The organism is Bradyrhizobium sp. CCBAU 51745 (assembly GCF_028128715.1).
GTDB classification, from domain to species: Bacteria; Pseudomonadota; Alphaproteobacteria; order Rhizobiales; family Xanthobacteraceae; genus Bradyrhizobium; species Bradyrhizobium manausense.
Genome location: NZ_LBJP01000090.1, coordinates 267,206 through 280,797, shown reverse-complemented (window position 1 = coordinate 280,797; position 13,592 = coordinate 267,206). Strand labels below are relative to the sequence as shown.

The following is a 13,592-nucleotide window of genomic DNA, read 5'->3' as shown; positions in this document are numbered from 1 at the left end:
CGGCTTTGAAAACCTGTGCATGGCCCGCTAATGCTGGGCCATGCCACTCCATCTGATCAAGCTTGCCGTCGGCTGCGACTCCGTCAAGGAATTGAAGGGGTGGGTCGCCGAACGGATGCAGACAGCCAAGAAAAAAGGCCTGCCGCAACACCACATCCACATCACCCGCATGGTGCCGAAGCGCGACGCCGAGATTCTCGCCGGCGGATCGCTCTATTGGGTCATCAAGGGCGAGATCGCCGCACGTGAGAAGATCATCGGCATCGAGCCATTCCGGGACAAGGATGGCATCGGACGCTGCCGGATCGTGATGCAGCCGAAGGTCATTTCGGTGTCGCCGCGACCGATGCGTCCGTTCCAGGGCTGGCGCTATCTCACCGAGGATTCCGTGCCGCCCGATCTCGGCAAGTCGGCTGCGGGCACCATCGCGGCGATGCCTGAGCCGATGCGGCGGGAGCTGCGCGATCTCGGACTGCTCTAAACCGCGACATTGTCGATCAGCCGCGTCGTGCCGAGCTTGGCGGCGACCAGGATTCGCAGCGGCCCATCGTTGCGCGACGTGACAGGGGCCAGCGTCTTTGCGTTGCGCACCTCGAAATAGTCGAGTGCAAAGCCGGCAGCGGCGATGGTCTCGGCGCCACGGGCCATCGCGGGTCTGATCGCTTCGCCGGCGCGAACGCGGCCGGCACTGTCCTTCATGGCGCGGTAGAGCACGGTCGCGGTCTGGCGTTCCTCGGGCGAGAGGTAGACGTTGCGGGAGGACATCGCGAGCCCGTCGCGCTCGCGCACGGTGCGGGAGCCGATCACCTTCACGCCGAGGTCGAGGTCGCGTGCCAGCTGCGTGACCACGCGCAATTGCTGAAAGTCCTTCTCGCCGAAGATCGCGACGTCGGGCCGGCATTGCGTGAACAGCTTGCCGACGACGGTGGCGACGCCGCCGAAGAAGTGCGGGCGGAAGCGGTCCTCGAGGCCGGCCAGCGCCGGTCCCTCCGGGACGATGCGAGTCGCAAAACCCTCCGGATACATCGCCTCGACGCCGGGGTGCCAGACGATGTCGACACCCTCGGCTGCGAGCTTGGCGATGTCGGCTGTCCAAGTCCGCGGATAAGCGCCGAAATCCTCCGATGGCGCAAACTGCGTCGGGTTGACGAAGATCGATACGACGACGCGGCTGCCGCGCCGCTTGGCGAGGCGCACCAGCGACACATGGCCGTCATGGAGTGCCCCCATGGTCGGCACCAGCGCGACCGTGGCCGTTCGCTTGCGAAGATTGTCGACGGCGCGTCGCAGGGCGGGCACCGTGCGGGTGATCAAGGGGCTTGGTGACATCAGAGCTCGGGAAGGTTGGGGTGGGCGCCGCCAGCCGCGCAGCCGGCTAACCTTAACAAGCGCCGGCCGTGGACGCCATGCATCGACATCGGGCACAGCACGTGCTGACAGCGAGGATGTCGCGCCATTGTGGGCTGGATCACGCAGGCGAGGCCGCGCGCGATTCATGATGACCATCATCGCACTGTGATTTCGTTATCCTGTCACGCATTTCACTTGACCGCAGACGCGGCCAAATCGAAGATATTGCTTAAGGGGTGTTGAGGATCGCCATGCTTGTGCAGGCTAGCCAAAGCCAATCTGGCTCGGCGCACGTTGTTGTGCTCGGCAATGAGAAAGGCGGCTCCGGCAAATCGACCACCGCCCTGCACATCGCGGTTGCGCTCCTGAAGGCCGGTCAGCGCGTCGCCACCATCGACCTCGACTGCCGCCAGCAAAGCTTCACTCGTTACATCAACAACCGGTCCGCCTGGGCGCGCCGCACCAAGCTCGACCTCGAGCTGCCGGTGCATCGCTGCATCAAGCTCGGCGAGACCATGCTGATCGCCGAGAACGAGAATTCCGAGTTCCAGCAGTTCATGGAGGCGGTCTCGGCGGTCGAGAGCAGTTTCGACTTCATCGTCATCGACACACCTGGCACCGACAGCTATTTGATGCGGCTGGCCCATTCGATGGCCGACACGCTGGTGACGCCGATCAACGACAGCTTCCTCGATTTCGACGTGCTCGGCACCGTCGACCCCGCCAACTACGCGGTAACAGGGGAAAGCCATTACGCCGAGATGGTGCGCGATGTCAGGCGCAAGCGCCGTCAGCTCGACGGCTCGACCACCGACTGGATCGTGGTGCGCAATCGCCTGTCGATGCTCGGCTCGCGCAACAAGCAGCTCGTCGCCGATGGGCTGAAGGATTTGTCGCTGCGGCTCGGCTTCCGCTACGTCGACGGCTTCGCCGAGCGTGTCGTCTATCGCGAGTTCTTTCCGCGCGGCCTGACCGCCCTCGACGAGATCGACGAGGCGACGCTCGGGATGCGACCCAATCTCGGCCACCTCACCGCGAGGGAGGAGGTCACGAGCCTGCTGCGCCAGCTCAAGCTGCCGCTCGACGAGCGGGGCCGGCGACGTGCGGCAAATCGCGCCGAGTGGTTCAGCCAGGTGGACAAACCGCTCGAGGTCCACGACATCCTAGGCGCCTGAAGCGCGATGACATCGGGTTGAACCGTCATCGCGTTTTAGCTCTTTGTTTGAGCATGATCTCCGCACAAAACGCGTTCCGCTGATGTCGCGAGGGAAAAACCGCTTCACACTTTTCCGGATCATGTTTTAGGCGCGGTACGTCGCTACTTCCGGTCGATCAGGGCCGGCCGGTTCCCGCGGGAACCGGCTGGGCCTGAAGTTTGTTTTCACCTAGTATTCACCGTGAAATTGAACCCGATCGTGACGGGGTGCGTCGGATGGTCATCTGTATCCCGAAGTAGCGGTATCAGACGCGGTGCCCACCAAACGTGTGCGTCGCACAATGAAAGGGCTGTCGGTTCACAATATTTAGCCTTCCTGTCACGCGCCTGTGACATATATTCGGGAATAGGCGACCAGGGGCCGAAGAGCCTCGGAAGAAACACGATTTTCAACAGGGATCAGGCCGCACGGCCTGAGGCTGAGGACGAAAATGAAGCGTGGAATTGCCGTTCTGGTTTCTGTGGGAGCCCTCTTCAGTGTCGCCTATTTCACGGCGAGCAAGTGGGCCATCAAGCACGAGACCATCACCTTCTACGACGCTTCGCGCGACAATCGTCCCGTGCCTGTCGACATCGCAATCCGTCGCGACAAGGAAATGCAGGCCAATGCCGGCATGATCACGCTTCCGGTCGCGGTGATCAATCACGGCAACACCGTCAAGAACACCGAGTACGGCTTCCTCGCCAACATCTTCGCTGCGCGCGGCTACATGGTCGTGAGCCCGCAGCACGATTTGCCGACCGATCCGCCGATGGTGACCAAGCCCGGCGAGCTCTATGTCGGCCGCCTGCCGCAGATCCTGCGCGGTGTCGCCAATATCCATCTGGCGATGCAGGAGATGAAGAAGGTTCAGCCCAACGCCGACTACACCAAGGTGACGATGGTCGGCCATTCCATGGGTGGCGACATCACGATGTATTTCGCCAAGCAGTATCCGGACGAGGTCAAGAAAGTCGTGACGCTGGACAATCTCCGCGTCCCCTTCGTCACCGCCGGCAAGTTCAAGATCCTGTCGTTCCGCTCCCACGATCCGCAGTTCAAGACCGATCCGGGCGTGCTGCCGACCGACGAGGAGTGTGAGAAGGCCGGTATCCAGGTCGTGAAGACCGACTTCCAGCACAACGACATGCGCGACACCGGTCCGGACGATGCCAAGAATTCGATCCAGGGCATGCTCGATAAATTCCTGAGCGATACCGATAGTTCGATCGCGCCGGTCGACACGACGTCGTCGCCGCCGAAGGTGCTGGAGCCCGGTCCGGTTGCCCTGATGGCGCCCGCCAAGAGCTGATCCTGGAACAGCTGATCCGAGAAGAGCTGATCTGAAGAGCTGACCGAAACAAGTCTCAAAGCCTCCGCCGGCCCCGCCTGCGGAGGCTTTGCACATTGACCGGGCAGGGCACGCTATCCACATTGGTGGCGAGACACCAAGGGCGATGCCAGATGTCCGGCGATCCCATCAAACCGCGCCATAGCGATCCCGTGTCCGAGAGAGCCGAGAGCGACGGCGCGCTGCCGCAGGCAAAGACCTCGACCTCGGAGGATGTCGCCGCCTTCGTCGCCAAGGCGCGTGCATTGTCTCCGCATGCACCGGGTGCGAAGGGCCGCTTGATCTTCGCGCTGGATGCGACGATGAGCCGGCAGCCGACCTGGGACATGGCCTGCGCGCTTCAGGGTGACATGTTTCGCGAGGCTGCGGCGCTTGGCAGCCTCGACATCCGACTGGTCTACTATCGCGGCTACAATGAATGCCGCGCGACGGGGTGGATTTCCGACAGCAGCAAGCTGGCAACACTAATGAGCAAGATCGATTGCCGCGGCGGCGACACCCAGATCGGCAGAGTGCTGACCGATGCGCGGCGCGAGGCGGTTAGATCAGGCGTACGTGCCGTGGTCTTCGTCGGTGACGCCATGGAGGAAAAGGTCGACGCGCTCTGCGCCAAGGCCGGCGAGCTCGGCATGCTGAAGGTGCCGGTGTTCCTGTTTCAGGAAGGCCATGATGCGGTCGCCGAACAGGCGTTTCGCGAGATCGCGCGTTTGACCGGCGGTGCCTGGTGCCGGTTCGATCCGGGCGCGGCGGCACAGCTCCGCGAGCTGTTGCGAGCCGCCGCCGCCTATGCCGCCGGCGGCCGCGAGGCGTTGCTGCGATTGGCGAAGACGACGGGCGGAGCTGCACAGTTGATCGGACAGATGAAGTGAGGCTGGCCCCTCCGGTTCGGCGCGACAGCATGCTTTTTGGCAATTGGGCGACTATATTCACGCCATGACTCTGATCGCCGGCGTTGTCGCCGTTATCACGCTCTATTTGTTGCTCCAGATGTTCCGCGCCGCCAATCCGGCGGTGCTGGCGCGCACCATCAAGCTCGGCGGGGGTGTAGTTGCGCTCGCGGTCGCCGCCTTTACCGGCTTGAGGGGCGAACTGGCGGTGGCGATCCCGCTCGGACTTTTCGGAGCCGGACTGCTCGGCTGGACGCCGCTCGCGAATGCGGGCTTTGGCAATGTCGGAGGGCTGTTCGGTGGTGGCGCATCGCGCTCTTCCGGTCGGGCCTCGCGCGTGCGATCGCAATTCCTGGATATGCGGCTCGATCACGATTCCGGCCAGCTCTCGGGCGAGATCGTCTCCGGGCCGTATGCCGGGCGCAGCCTCGACGAGTTCGATCTTGCCGGCCTGCTGGCGATGGTCCCGGCGTTCGACGCCGAGAGCGTGGCCTTACTTGAAAGCTATCTGGACCGCCGGTTTCCCGCCTGGCGTCAGAACACGCAGGGCAACGCGGCAGGGGGGCAGCGCCGCACGGCGGCGAGCGGCAAAATGACGGCGGAGGAAGCCTATCAGATCCTTGGCTTGCAGCCGGGAGCGGGGCGCGACGACATCAGCCGGGCGCACAAATCCCTCATGAAGAAACTGCATCCCGACCAGGGGGGCTCGACGTACCTCGCTGCCCGGGTAAACGAGGCCAAGGATACTCTGCTTCGTACGCATAACGGCTAACTCCGGCACTACGCCACAAACGCCCGTACCGCGTGAGCTTCCTTGCTCTGTTTGCCGTCGCCCCGATGCCCGCCATTGTCGGCGTGGTCGATCCCTTGGGTAAAGTTTTAACCGTAAATTCTTGACGAGAGGTTGTCGCGGAACAGCCTGCAGCGCCACCACGTCCCCAAAAACAAAAATGCCCGCGCAAGGCGCGGGCATTTTGATTCGAAAGGATCGAGAGATCAGTTGCGGACGGTCATGCAGGAGATGTCGGCGCGCTTCAGCGTCTTGCACACGGCTTCGGCCTGGTCCCGTTCGAGCCCGGCAAAGCGGGCGCGGTAGAGCTTGCGATTGTCCCTGGCGACGACCGGCTCGGTGAACGGATCGGCCTTGCTGAGCAGGCCACGGGCCGAGCTGCGGGCAGCTTCAATGCGCTGCTGGGCCTCGCTCTCGCTCTCGAGCGCGCCGACCTGCACGATCCAGCCGCTATGGGTGACGGCTGGCTTGCTGGCGCTCATCTGGATCGGCTGCGGCGCCGGATCGGCGGAGGCAAGCTTGGCAACCGGCGCGGGCGCCGGTGCGGCAGCTGTGGCCGCCGGCAGGACGCCAAGAACGCCGTTGCCGGTGCCGAAGCCTGCCGGCTGCGGCGGCAATTCGGCTCGGGCGGGCTCCGGCTTGTTGACGATGTCGGCCCTGGCGACGACGGCGCCGGACGTCTCGGCGACGTCACCGCGGGCCGGAATCGTGTTGGTGACCTGCGGTGCGACCTGCGTCGGGGCGGCGGAGGCGACCTTGACTGCGCCGGCCTTGACTTGAACCGTCTTGACCCGGACCGGCTTCATCGGCTCGGACGAACCCGGAATGAGGGCAAGCGGCTGGCTCGAGATCACGCCGTTGGTGAGAGGCGCCGGCTCGATCTTGGACTCGGTAGGCTTGGCTTCAGGCTTGGGCTGCACCGGCGGCATCGCTGCGGTTGCAGCCGCCAGCGCCGCAAAGCGCGAGGCGGGACGCGGCGCGGGGGCCTCGGGAGCAGGAGCGGCCGCGACCTGGACCGGAGGGACGGGGCGTGCCGGGGTCTCCGATGCATCGGCGACGTCGGTGCTGGCATCGGCACTATTGCGCTCGGTCACTGCGGCAACCGTGTGGGTGGTTGCGCCCTTCTCGAGATTCTCGGCGAGCAGATTGCGCATGATGGCATCGCGCGAGCCGCCGCTGCGACCGCCAAGCACGACGCCGATGAGGTGGCGGTTGCCACGGCGCATCGAGGTGACGAGGTTGAAGCCGGAGGCGCGGGTGTAACCGGTCTTGATGCCGTCGACGCCCTCGACGCTGCCGAGCAGGTGATTGTGGTTGCGGATCTGCTCGCCACGCCAGGTGAACGAGGTGGTCGAGAAATAGCGATAGTAGCGCGGGAAGCGCTCCTGGATGGCACGGCCGAGCGTCGCCTGGTCGCGCGCGGTGGTCACCTGCTCGTCGTTGGGCAGGCCATTGGCGTTGCGATAGACCGTCTTCGACATGCCGAGTGCGCGCGCCTTGCGCGTCATCATTGCGGCGAAATCGTCCTCGTTGCCGCCGATCGCTTCCGCGATCACGACAGCGGCGTCATTGGCCGAGCGGGTGACGAGGCCCTTGATCGCGTCCTCGACGCGGATGGTCTGGCCGGCACGCAGGTTCAGCTTGGTCGGATCCTGGTCGGCGGCGTGCTGCGACACCGGCAGCTCGGTATCGAGCTTCATCTTGCCGGATTCCAGACGCTCGAACAGAAGATAGAGCGTCATGATCTTGGTGAGCGAAGCCGGATGGCGAATGCCGTCGGGGCTGGTCGATTGCAGCACCGCACCGGAATTACCGTCGACGATGATCGACGCGAATTGCGGGCTGTAGCTCTCGGAGGCCTCGTGATGCACCCGGTGGTGCGCATAGTGGCGCCGATAGCGCCGTGCGTCGGCTGCATCGGTCGTGAAGATGACGGCTGTGGTGACCGTGAGAAACCCGAAAACGCCAACCCGCGCCAAGCGCGAGGAAGACCAGTTGCTACGAAGCATGGAACCCCGTCCCCGTTTGTGACTTGATCACCGGCTCGTGAGGCGAAATTGTGCCCTGCGGACCCGGGATCATTACCTGCTCAGGCTGTCCCTCCGCTGGTGTTCACTGCGGGGGACGTTGGGCCTAAGCCGCTGTTCTGGCTAAGGTGATGTTCTCAAACGGCTTTTGGCCGCCTGCGGAAGCGAACACGTCCAGGGAATCAGGGTAGGGGCTGGCGGTTTCCAAAAGCTTAAGAAACCCTTGCGGGAAAGCCCGGGAATTTCCGTAACTGGTCTCGATTTTTTGTGCGTCGCACAAGATTCTTGACTTTTTTGTGCATTGCACTAATTGTGGGCAGAGTCAGGGAGCCGGGGCTTCCGGACGCGAGCCAGGGAAAAAGGATTCCAAGATGTTCAAGGTTGAAGACTTCCAGAACTACGGGAAAGAGCATTTCGAGACCTACGTTGCCTCCGCAACCTCGGTGCAGCACGGCCTCCAGGCGATCGCCAGCGCCTATGGCGACTACACCAAGAAGTCGTTCGAAGACACCAAGTCGTTCGTCGAGAAGCTTTCCGGCGTGAAGTCGCTGGACAAGGCGCTTGAAGCGCAGACCGATTTCGCCCGTTCCGCTTACGAAACCTTCGTCGCGGAATCGCAGAAGATCGCAGGCCTCTACAGCGACCTCGCCAAGCAGGCGTTCAAGCCGGTTGAGACGGTCGTGTCGAAGTTCACCCCGGCTGCCCACTAATTTTCTGAACTCCTGATCACAAAGCCCGGCTGCATCAGCCGGGCTTTTTTATTTTGCACGAGGCTCTCTTCGCATAGCGCTCCCGGTGTAGGTCCGCGGTGAGCGTGATGTTCGGCAGCGCGGACGTATCGACGAGCAGCGCATTGAAATAGGGCCGCCTTCGTCAAAGGCGGCTGTCAGCGGGCCGGCGAAATATGACGACGGCGTCATTGTGGTCTTGCTGGATCTCACGCCTCAGCGTTGAACAACGGATGAAGCGGACCGTAGAAACCCGGAGGAATGGCCGGGCCGAAACGTCGCGGTCATGTCGATGTCGGGTTCCTGATCAGCGTGTTCTGAACAGGCGGGCGGGAAGTTTTTGTCAAACCGGTCTGGATTGACTAACCTTGTCCAGGATCGCCCGGACCGGGAATCGGGGCGCCGCGGCCGCATCGGCTGGGCCTTTGCACGCTTGCGGCGAGCCGGGGGCGGGCCCATATTGCCTGCAATCGATCCGGCTCGACCGGACCGGTTGGAAGCGGCGATCCGACAAGGCGGCGCGCCGGCGCGAGACCCACGCGTGTGGGCGGCGCGGCGGACCGTCAGACGCTTCCGTGGGGAATTTGAACGCCTGAGCCATGCTGCAATTGACTTCCAGACTCGACCTGTCCGCGGCGGCCGCCGCCCATGCTCCCCGGATGAGCAACGACGAGAACCGTTCCGGTGGCCCGGCGGGGCCGAACACGTCTGTCATTACCAAGGTCAAACCCAAGACCAAGCGGCCGAACCTCTATCGTGTGCTGATCCTGAACGACGACTACACGCCGATGGAGTTTGTGGTCCATGTGCTGGAGAAATTCTTCCAGAAGGACGTCGAGGCCGCGACCAAGATCATGCTGCATGTCCATCATCACGGGATCGGCGAGTGCGGTGTGTTCACCTACGAGATTGCCGAGACCAAGGTGACGCAGGTGATGGATTTCGCCCGCAAGCACCAGCACCCCCTGCAATGCGTGATGGAAAAGAAGTAACCGCGCGTTCGAATCCGGCGTTCCTTGGAGTGCTTCTGTTCGTGCGGTGTGTGACGCCAGCGCATGCCGCGGCGTGATCCGGCCGACTCAGCGCCGGCGTCTGTCCTGCCCAAATGGGCAGTTTTGCCCAAATCGGAACGGGTTTTGCATTGAGGATGCGGTGGGCGCGCAATGCCCGTAGAGTCGCGGAACCGGTCTTTTGCCGCGATCTTGTATAACTATATGTGACAAAGGTTGTTGTTGCCTGACCGGGCGATGGCGATCATGATGGTGGGGGCCATAGAGGACGCGAATGCCGACTTTTTCCCAAAGCCTTGAACAATCCCTGCATCGTGCGCTGGCGATCGCCAATGAGCGTCATCACCAATACGCGACGCTCGAGCATCTTTTGCTCTCGCTGATCGACGACTCCGATGCAGCCGCGGTCATGCGCGCCTGTAGCGTCGATCTCGACAAGCTCCGCACGAGCCTTGTCAATTATCTTGAGACCGAATTCGAGAATCTGGTGACGGATGGCGCCGACGACGCCAAGCCGACCGCCGGCTTCCAGCGCGTGATCCAGCGCGCGGTGATCCACGTGCAGTCCTCCGGTCGTGAAGAGGTGACCGGCGCGAACGTGCTGATCGCGATCTTCGCCGAGCGCGAGAGCCATGCCGCGTACTTCCTGCAGGAGCAGGACATGACGCGCTATGATGCCGTCAACTATATCAGCCACGGCATCGCCAAGCGGCCGGGCGTCTCCGAGGCGCGGCCCGTGCGCGGCGTCGACGAGGAAACCGAGACCAAGGGCACCGACGACTCCAAGAAGAAGGGCGAGGCGCTCGAGACCTATTGCGTCAACCTCAACAAGAAGGCGCGCGACGGCAAGATCGATCCGGTGATCGGACGCAATTCCGAGATCAACCGCGCCATCCAGGTGCTGTGCCGCCGGCAGAAGAACAATCCGCTGTTCGTGGGTGAGGCCGGCGTCGGCAAGACCGCGATCGCGGAGGGCCTCGCCAAGCGCATCGTCGACAGCGAAGTGCCAGAGGTCCTGGCAGCCGCCACCGTGTTCTCCCTCGACATGGGCACGCTGCTCGCGGGCACGCGCTATCGCGGCGACTTCGAGGAGCGCCTGAAGCAGGTGCTGAAGGAGCTCGAGGCGCATCCCAACGCCATTTTGTTCATCGACGAGATCCACACCGTGATCGGTGCGGGCGCGACCTCGGGCGGGGCGATGGATGCCTCGAACCTGCTCAAGCCGGCGCTCGCCTCGGGCACGATCCGCTGCATGGGCTCGACCACCTACAAGGAATATCGCCAGCACTTCGAAAAGGACCGCGCGCTGGTGCGGCGTTTCCAGAAGATCGACATCAACGAGCCGACGGTCGAGGACGCCATCGCCATCCTCAAGGGCCTCAAGCCGTACTTCGAGGACTACCACCGGCTGAAATACACCAATGAGGCGATCGAGGCTGCGGTGCAGCTGTCCTCGCGCTATATCCACGACCGCAAGCTGCCCGACAAGGCGATCGACGTGATCGACGAATCAGGTGCGGCGCAGATGCTGGTAGCCGAGAACAAGCGCAAGAAGACGATCGGCATCAAGGAGATCGAGACCACGATCGCTTCGATGGCGCGGATTCCGCCGAAGAGCGTGTCGAAGGACGATGCCGAAGTGCTCAAGCATCTCGAGCAGACCCTGAAGCGCACCGTGTTCGGCCAGGACAAGGCGATCGAGTCGCTTGCCGCGTCGATCAAGCTGGCCCGTGCCGGCCTGCGTGAGCCGGAGAAGCCGATCGGCTGCTATTTGTTCTCGGGTCCGACCGGCGTCGGCAAGACCGAAGTCGCCAAGCAGCTCGCGGCGACGCTCGGCGTCGAGCTGCTGCGCTTCGACATGTCCGAGTACATGGAGCGGCACACCGTGTCGCGGCTGATCGGCGCGCCTCCCGGCTATGTCGGCTTCGACCAGGGCGGCTTGCTCACCGACGGCGTCGACCAGCATCCGCATTGCGTGGTGCTGCTCGACGAAATCGAGAAGGCGCATCCGGATCTCTACAACGTGCTGCTCCAGATCATGGACCACGGCCGGCTCACCGACCACAACGGCAAGCAGGTCAACTTCCGCAACGTGATCCTGATCATGACCACGAATGCGGGCGCGGCGGATCTGGCCAGGCAGGCGTTCGGCTTCACGCGCTCCAAGCGGGAAGGCGACGACCACGAGGCGATCAACCGGCAGTTCGCGCCGGAATTCCGCAACCGTCTCGACGCCGTCGTCTCGTTCGGTCATCTCAGTGTCGAGGTGATCGGCACCGTGGTCGAGAAGTTCGTGCTTCAGCTCGAGGCGCAGCTCGGCGACCGCGACGTAACCATCGAGCTGTCCGAGCCCGCCAAGACCTGGCTGATCCAGCACGGCTATGACGAGCAGATGGGCGCGCGGCCAATGGCCCGTGTCATCCAGGAGCACATCAAGAAGCCGCTGGCCGACGAGGTGCTGTTCGGCAAGCTCAAGGGCGGTGGCCACGTTCGCGTCGTCCTGGTCAAGGACGAGGCCGACGAGACCAAGGAAAAGATCGGCTTCGAGTTCGTCGAGGGGCCGGTCACCCCGAAGCAGGAAAAGCTGCCCGCCCGCAAGCGTCCGCCGGGCAAGCCCAACAAGCCGGGCGGCCCCGGCGGCTCCAAGGGGCCGACCTCGAAGGGCCCGCTGGTCAAGGCTTGATCGGCGCATCATGAATCGAAAAGGCCGGCTGCAGAGCCGGCCTTTTTGTTTGAGTCGCCGTCTGTGGTGGGCGGTGTTATTCGCCCCGCAGACGCTGATCGTCCTGTACGCGGACGTGCTCGGCGCCGCGCGCGCCGGCCGGCGACAGCCGCAACATGCTCAGCACGGCGCCGCAGAGCGCAAATCCGACGCCGACGAGCAGAGCGATCCGGGTCCCGTCGACCGGATAGCGGCCGAGGAACAGCGCAACCAGCGCCGCACCCGTGGTCTGGCCGAGCAGTCGCGCGGTGCCCAGCATGCCGCTGGCGCCACCGGCGCGCTCGCGCGGTGCGGCCGCGATCATCGTGCGGTTGTTGGGGGTCTGGAACAGGCCGAAGCCGGCGCCCGCCAGCGCCATCCGCCAGACCACGTCGAGCGGGGTCGGATTTGCCGGCAGGAAAGCGAGTGCGCCGAGGCCACAGGCAAACAGTGTCAGCCCGATGCCGCCGAGCAGGCCGGCTGGATAATGCTCGACCAGGCGGCCGGCGAGGGGAGCCGCGCACGCCACGGCGATCGGCCATGGTGTGATCAACAGACCCATATGCACGGCCGAATAGCCGAACCGGCTCTGGAGGTAGAAGGGGATCGCGACGAAGGCCAGCATCTGCCCGCAGAAAGAGGCGATCGAGGTCGCGATCGACAGTCCGAACACCGGGATGCGCAGCAGGTCGACCGGCAGCAGCGGCGACTTCATGTGCGTCTCGCGGTAGATGAGGAGCGCGCCGGCGACGATCGCAATCGCGAACTGGACGAGGCAGGTGAGCGTCGCCTCGCCATGACCGACGCTGTCGATCGCGGCGATGCCGACGCCGAAGGTGATCGCCGAGAGCGCCGCGCTCTGCCAGTCGAATGAATGGCTCGCCAGGATCGTGTGCGGCAGGCTGCGCAGGCCGAGCACCAGCGTGACCACGCCGAGCGGCACATTGATGGCGAACAGCCAGGGCCAGCTGCCGACCGCGAGGATGCCGGCGGCAAGCGTCGGCCCGACCGCGGCGGAGAAGGCGACGACCAGCGCATTAAGCCCGATGCCGCGGCCCAGCAGGTTGCGCGGATAGGTGAAGCGGACCAGCGCCGAATTGACGCTCATGATGCCGGCTGCGCCGAAGCCCTGGAGGATGCGCGCGATCGTGAGCAGCGGCAGCGTGTGCGCCAGCGCGCAGAAGGCTGAGGCGAGCGTGAACAGCGCAAGGCCGACCAGATAGACGCGGCGATAGCCGACGATCTCGCCGAGCGATGCCAGCGGCAGCAGCGAGATCGTGATCGCAAGCTGATAGCCATTGACGATCCAGATCGAGAAGGCCGGGCTCGCGTTCAGGTCGGTCGCGATCGTCGGCAACGCAACATTGGCGATGGCGCTGTCGACGACGGCCATGATGATGCCGAGCGCAATCGTCAGCACCGCCCGGTTGCGCTGGGGTTGCGGCAAGCCGTCGGCATGCTCGATCGGGACAGACGACATGGTGGGGGCGTGCTTGATTCGAGCCGTGAGTGTCCCCTCGATTAGGAAATTGCGCTGTCCATCGCAACCCGG

Annotated in this window: 11 protein-coding genes; 8 read left to right on the top strand and 3 right to left on the bottom strand. The window is 64.0% G+C overall.

Going from position 1 to position 13,592, the window contains the following annotated elements; all coding sequences use genetic code 11:
- Positions 1-40 precede the first annotated feature (40 nt).
- Entirely contained in the window at positions 41-481 is a 441-nt protein-coding gene (locus XH98_RS32860) for a DUF1489 family protein (RefSeq protein ID WP_057751487.1), read from the top strand.
- Here XH98_RS32860 and panC read toward each other — a convergent pair.
- Positions 478-1,329 (bottom strand): pantoate--beta-alanine ligase, encoded by an 852-nt coding sequence (panC, locus tag XH98_RS32855; RefSeq protein ID WP_271621055.1) that lies wholly within the window; start codon positions 1,327-1,329, stop codon positions 478-480. The two genes, XH98_RS32860 and panC, sit on opposite strands and share 4 nt — an antisense overlap.
- A 272-nt stretch (positions 1,330-1,601) precedes the next feature.
- Here panC and XH98_RS32850 point away from each other — a divergent pair, with 272 nt between their 5' ends.
- The 4 genes from XH98_RS32850 to XH98_RS32835 all read left to right on the top strand — a co-directional run bounded on the left by XH98_RS32850 (position 1,602) and on the right by XH98_RS32835 (position 5,556).
- On the top strand, positions 1,602-2,525 hold the full coding sequence (locus tag XH98_RS32850; protein WP_057751483.1) for a division plane positioning ATPase MipZ: 924 nt from the start codon (positions 1,602-1,604) through the stop codon (positions 2,523-2,525).
- 472 nt (positions 2,526-2,997) lie between these two features.
- On the top strand, positions 2,998-3,858 hold the full coding sequence (locus XH98_RS32845; protein ID WP_057751481.1) for an alpha/beta fold hydrolase: 861 nt from the start codon (positions 2,998-3,000) through the stop codon (positions 3,856-3,858).
- Between the two features lie 152 nt (positions 3,859-4,010).
- Positions 4,011-4,766, top strand: coding sequence for a VWA domain-containing protein (locus XH98_RS32840; protein ID WP_271600385.1), 756 nt, complete (start codon positions 4,011-4,013; stop codon positions 4,764-4,766).
- Between the two features lie 64 nt (positions 4,767-4,830).
- Entirely contained in the window at positions 4,831-5,556 is a 726-nt protein-coding gene (locus XH98_RS32835; protein WP_271600386.1) for a DnaJ domain-containing protein, read from the top strand.
- A gap of 224 nt (positions 5,557-5,780) precedes the next feature.
- On the opposite strand, the gene XH98_RS32830 is transcribed toward XH98_RS32835, so the two are convergent.
- Positions 5,781-7,583 carry a D-alanyl-D-alanine carboxypeptidase gene (locus tag XH98_RS32830; RefSeq protein ID WP_271600387.1) on the bottom strand — a complete coding sequence of 601 codons (1,803 nt, stop codon included), beginning with the start codon at positions 7,581-7,583 and terminating at the stop codon, positions 5,781-5,783.
- 389 nt (positions 7,584-7,972) lie between these two features.
- On the opposite strand from XH98_RS32830, the gene XH98_RS32825 reads away from it, so the two are divergent.
- The 3 genes from XH98_RS32825 (at position 7,973) to clpA (ending at position 12,022) form a co-directional block, all read left to right on the top strand.
- Positions 7,973-8,311 (top strand): phasin family protein, encoded by a 339-nt coding sequence (locus XH98_RS32825; RefSeq protein ID WP_271600388.1) that lies wholly within the window; start codon positions 7,973-7,975, stop codon positions 8,309-8,311.
- Positions 8,312-8,988: 677 nt separating this feature from the next.
- On the top strand, positions 8,989-9,321 hold the full coding sequence (clpS, locus tag XH98_RS32820; protein WP_027530069.1) for an ATP-dependent Clp protease adapter ClpS: 333 nt from the start codon (positions 8,989-8,991) through the stop codon (positions 9,319-9,321).
- A gap of 292 nt (positions 9,322-9,613) precedes the next feature.
- Positions 9,614-12,022 (top strand): ATP-dependent Clp protease ATP-binding subunit ClpA, encoded by a 2,409-nt coding sequence (gene clpA, locus XH98_RS32815; RefSeq protein ID WP_271600389.1) that lies wholly within the window; start codon positions 9,614-9,616, stop codon positions 12,020-12,022.
- A gap of 76 nt (positions 12,023-12,098) precedes the next feature.
- On the opposite strand, the gene XH98_RS32810 is transcribed toward clpA, so the two are convergent.
- Positions 12,099-13,520 (bottom strand): MFS transporter, encoded by a 1,422-nt coding sequence (locus tag XH98_RS32810; RefSeq protein WP_271621054.1) that lies wholly within the window; start codon positions 13,518-13,520, stop codon positions 12,099-12,101.
- Positions 13,521-13,592 lie beyond the last annotated feature (72 nt).

Bases quoted from the DNA above. Each gene is read 5' to 3' on its own strand.
- panC (WP_271621055.1), bottom strand. From the start codon at position 1,329: ATGTCACCAAGCCCCTTGATCACCCGCACGGTGCCCGCCCTGCGACGC.
- XH98_RS32840 (WP_271600385.1), top strand. From the start codon at position 4,011: ATGTCCGGCGATCCCATCAAACCGCGCCATAGCGATCCCGTGTCCGAG.
- XH98_RS32810 (WP_271621054.1), bottom strand. From the start codon at position 13,520: ATGTCGTCTGTCCCGATCGAGCATGCCGACGGCTTGCCGCAACCCCAG.
- XH98_RS32835 (WP_271600386.1), top strand. From the start codon at position 4,831: ATGACTCTGATCGCCGGCGTTGTCGCCGTTATCACGCTCTATTTGTTG.
- XH98_RS32825 (WP_271600388.1), top strand. From the start codon at position 7,973: ATGTTCAAGGTTGAAGACTTCCAGAACTACGGGAAAGAGCATTTCGAG.
- clpS (WP_027530069.1), top strand. From the start codon at position 8,989: ATGAGCAACGACGAGAACCGTTCCGGTGGCCCGGCGGGGCCGAACACG.
- XH98_RS32860 (WP_057751487.1), top strand. From the start codon at position 41: ATGCCACTCCATCTGATCAAGCTTGCCGTCGGCTGCGACTCCGTCAAG.
- clpA (WP_271600389.1), top strand. From the start codon at position 9,614: ATGCCGACTTTTTCCCAAAGCCTTGAACAATCCCTGCATCGTGCGCTG.
- XH98_RS32850 (WP_057751483.1), top strand. From the start codon at position 1,602: ATGCTTGTGCAGGCTAGCCAAAGCCAATCTGGCTCGGCGCACGTTGTT.
- XH98_RS32845 (WP_057751481.1), top strand. From the start codon at position 2,998: ATGAAGCGTGGAATTGCCGTTCTGGTTTCTGTGGGAGCCCTCTTCAGT.
- XH98_RS32830 (WP_271600387.1), bottom strand. From the start codon at position 7,583: ATGCTTCGTAGCAACTGGTCTTCCTCGCGCTTGGCGCGGGTTGGCGTT.